Genomic DNA, 3,926 nt, shown 5'->3' on the forward strand with positions numbered 1-3,926 from the left:
CGCCGCGTCCTGGTGTTCCTCGACAACGCCCGCGACGCCGACCAGGTGCGCCCGCTCCTGCCCGGCGCGGGCGGCTCGGCCGTCGTCGTCACCGGCCGCGGCCGCCTCGACCGCCTGCGCCACATCAGCGACGCCGTCGCCGTCGAGCTCGCCGAACTGCCCGAAGCGGACGCCGTCGCGCTCCTGCGCGGCCTCACCGGCGACACCACCGCCAAGGACGCCGACGCCGCCGCCGTGGCCGCCCACTGCGGCGGCCTGCCCCTGGCCCTGCGCATCGCCGCCGGACTCCTCGACGACCGGCCCTCACTCGGCTTGGCGGGCTTGGCGAAGCACCTCGGCGACGGCCGCCTCTGGCAGGCCGGCGAACGCGACCAGATCGCCCGCGTCTTCGACCTCTCCCACGCCGAACTCGACGAGGACGAGCGCCGGTGCCTCCGCGACCTCGCGCTGCTCCCGGTCCCCGACATCGGCGAGCGCACCGCCCTGCGCCTCGCCTCCGCCTCCGGCGCCGACGGCGAACGCGTCCTCGGCGGCCTCGTCTCCGCCTACCTCGTGCGCGCCGGGACCGACGGCCGCTACCGGCTCCACCGCCTGGTCGCCGAGTACGCCCGCGCCAAGGAGCCCGCGACCGCCGACGAGCAACGCGCCCTTCGCGAACGCACCGTCGCCGAGTTCCGCGACCTGCGCGCCCCGGCCCCCTTGGAGGACTACGGGTTCCTCACCGCCGCCTACCGCGCCTGGGCCGCCCACCCCGAGGGCGCGGTCCTCGCCGACGTCCTGTGCGCCTTCGCCAAGCGCGGCCACCGGCCCGAAGAACTGGAGACGCTCGGCAAGGCCGCACTCGCCGCCGCCGGACCCGACCCGGTCCACCTGGCCCGGCACCGCAACCTCGTCGCCGTCGCCGCCTACGCGCGCGGCGCGCTCGCCAAGGCCGAGGAGTACGGCAGGGGCGCACTGGAAGCGATGGAACGCACCGAGCACGGCGACCGCTTCGGCAGCGCCCGCGCGAACCTCGCCACCGCCCTGGCCCGGCTCGGCCGCGAGCAGGAAGCGTTGCCGCTCTTGACGGCCGCGCTTGACGCGGCCCTGGCGGCCGGACGCGACGGCGACGCGGCCGTCATGGGCATGACCCTCGGCTGGCTCCACTACCGCATGCGGGACTTCGCCGCCGCCGAACAGGCTCTCGAAGCCGCACTGACGCGCTTCGAACGCGGCGGCGACGCGGCCATGGCCCGCGAGGTCCACGCGCACCTCGCCGAGGTCTACCGCGCCTGGGGCCGCCACACCAGTTCGCGGGCGAGCCTGCGGCGCATGGCGGGCTCATGATTTCTTCACAGCGCACCCCCTGCGCCCCAGAGGAATGCCCAGTTCGCCCAGGTAGCGGCTGAATTCGCCGGTACCCCTCCCGGGCCCCCTCGCACTACGCTGTCGCAAAGGGCCCAGGAACCGGTTGCAGGGGAAGGAGGTCGACATGGCACCAGTGGACCGCGACGACGTGGAACGCGAGCTCGGCGACCGCCTCGCCACCCGCGACTTCGTCGCCGCACGCCTGCTCGACTGCGAGTCCCGCGCCGCCTTCGGCTGGATCCGCCTCGAAGCGGCGGCGGTGCCGGGCGGCCGCTGCGACGCCGCGCTGCTGGAGTGGGAAGGGCTGTGGGGCCTGTTCCGCTCTTGGGACGCACGGTTGAAAGAGATCGCGGCCCTGCGCGACGGCAAAGGCCGGCTTGGTCGGGGCGCGGCCGAGGACGCCTCATTCATGCTGGACGGCACGGTTCACGACCCCGGGCCCGGCAACGAACTCCAACACGCTGATGTCCTTGCGGCCCTGGAACACCGCCACGCGGCCGTGGCGGCGCTGCTCGACGAGATCGATGCGGCCTTCGCGGAGGCCGCCGGAACCGATCCGCTGGCGGCCCGCCTCGACGCCCTCGAAGCGAGCGAGCAGCGGCTCCTCGCCCGCTGGGCCGAGACCCGGGAGCGGATCAGCGACCCGCGGGTTCCCAAGCCCGGCACCGTGTCCGGATCGCTGCGGGAGCGCCTGGGGCGTATCCCGGCACTCGGCGAGACGGGCTGGACCGAGACCACGGAGGTGCGCAGGCGCCTCGCCCACGCGGTCGAGGCCGCCGAGCACCGCGCCGAGGCGGCGCTGGAGGCGTGCAACGAGCCGCTGCACCGGCGCAACCGGCTCCGCAGCGAGGCTCAGGCATACGTTGCGCGGGCCGAACGGCTCGGCCGCGACACCGAGCCGAAGGTGCGGGACGCCTGGCAGCGAGCCCGCGCGATCCTCTGGACCGCACCGTGTTCGCTCGCCGAAGCCCGCGAGGCGGTCGACGAGCTCGCCGCCACTGTGAACGGAGACCGCGCATGACCGGCCTCCGCAATCCGAACGGACTTCCCCCGGCCCGCACGGCCCTCCACATCCCCCTCGCGAGTGTGAACGGAGACCGCACATGACCGACCCCTGCTTCCGCTGCGGCGGTGCCATCGACCCCGAGGGCTACTGCGAGGACTGCGGCCTCCAGGCCCCGCCCGCCGCGCCGTTCGCCACCGGTCGGATGACCCCCGCGCCCGCACCCGCCCCACCCGTCGCCGGTCCCGCCCGCTGCGTCCACTGCGGCGGCTCCATCGACTCGGACGGCTTCTGCGACGACTGCGGCCTGCGCGCCGCCCCGGCCGCCGCCCCCGCGCCCGTCCGGACCACGACCTCGGGCCGCACCTCGACCTCCTCGCGCCGCAGCGTCGGCCGCCTCGGCACCGGCCTGGCCGACCTGCCCTCGGTCCCGATCACCGACCCCGTCTCGGCGCTTATGACCGATCCGGCCGTCCCCGAAGCGGACCGGCGCTGCGCCAACGGCCATCAGCTCGGACACGTCGGCCGCGCCGCCGGCTTCTGCCCCGAGTGCGGCGCGAAGTTCGACTTCACACCCGCGCTCAAACCCGGCGACCTCGTCGCCGGCCAGTACGAGATCCGCGGCTGCCTCGCCCACGGCGGCCTCGGCTGGATCTACCTCGCCGCCGACCGCAACCTCGACGGCAAATGGGTCGTCCTCAAGGGACTGCTGAACACCACCGACCCGGCCGCCCTCGCCGCCGCCGAGGCCGAGCGCCGCTACCTCATCGCCGTCGACCACCCCGGGATCGTCAAGATCCACAACTTCGTCCAGCACCGCGACAAGCGCGACGGCACCCTCTCCGGCTACCTCGTCATGGAGTACATCGGCGGCGTCTCCCTCGGCGACCAGCTCAAGACCCGCATCGCCAAGCGCGAGGGCCCCATGCCCCCCGAGTGGGCCATCCCGTGCGTCCTCGAAACGCTCGCCGCCTTCGGCCACCTCCACGCCGCCGACATGGTCTACTGCGACCTCAAGCCCGCCAACCTGATCCAGGTCGGCGACCGCATCCGCCTCATCGACCTCGGCGCCATGCGCCGCATCGGCGACACTGGCGGCGACGTGTGGGGCACCAGCGGCTACCAGGCCCCCGAGGTCACCGGCGACCGCTTCCCCGACGTCGGCTCCGACCTCTACACGGTCGGCCGCACCCTCGCCGTCCTCACCCTCGCCTTCAGCCCCGCCGTCCGCACCGCCGCCGGCGCCATCGCCACCGCGCCGCTCCCGGCGCGCCCGCCCGGCTACGACGAATCCCTCTACCTGCTCCTCCAGCGCGCCTGCCACGCCGACCCGCGCGAGCGCTTCGAGTCCGCCGCCGACATGGCCGACCAGCTCACCGGCGTCCTGCGCCAGATCCGCGCCGGACTCGACGAGACCCCCTACCCGGCCGTGTCCGCCCACTTCGGACCTGAACGCGGGGCCTACGCCAGCGCCGTCAGCCCCGACCCCGCCCGCGTCCTCGCCCCGGCCGACCCGCTCCAGGCCCGGCGGCTCCTGCCCGCCCCGCTGACCGACCCCGCCGACCCCGCGGCCGTC

Annotated in this window: 2 protein-coding genes and 1 pseudogene; all 3 read left to right on the top strand. The window is 75.0% G+C overall.

Features of this window, described 5'->3' with window-relative positions:
- Window positions 1–1,326: pseudogene (locus DI269_RS13430) on the top strand (tetratricopeptide repeat protein); the annotation flags it as partial.
- A 145-nt stretch (window positions 1,327–1,471) separates the two neighbouring features.
- A complete protein-coding gene (locus DI269_RS13435) occupies window positions 1,472–2,368 on the top strand; it encodes a hypothetical protein (RefSeq protein ID WP_157974967.1) in 897 nt (298 codons plus the stop codon).
- An 82-nt stretch (window positions 2,369–2,450) separates the two neighbouring features.
- The coding region (locus DI269_RS13440) for a protein kinase domain-containing protein (RefSeq protein ID WP_157974968.1) at window positions 2,451–3,926 on the top strand (1,476 nt) is incomplete at its 3' end.

This window comes from Glycomyces dulcitolivorans, from assembly GCF_003265355.1.
Taxonomy (GTDB): domain Bacteria; phylum Actinomycetota; class Actinomycetes; order Mycobacteriales; family Micromonosporaceae; genus Glycomyces; species Glycomyces dulcitolivorans.

Coding starts and splice junctions, on each gene's coding strand:
- DI269_RS13435 (WP_157974967.1), top strand. CDS start 1,472: ATGGCACCAGTGGACCGCGACGACGTGGAACGCGAGCTCGGCGACCGC.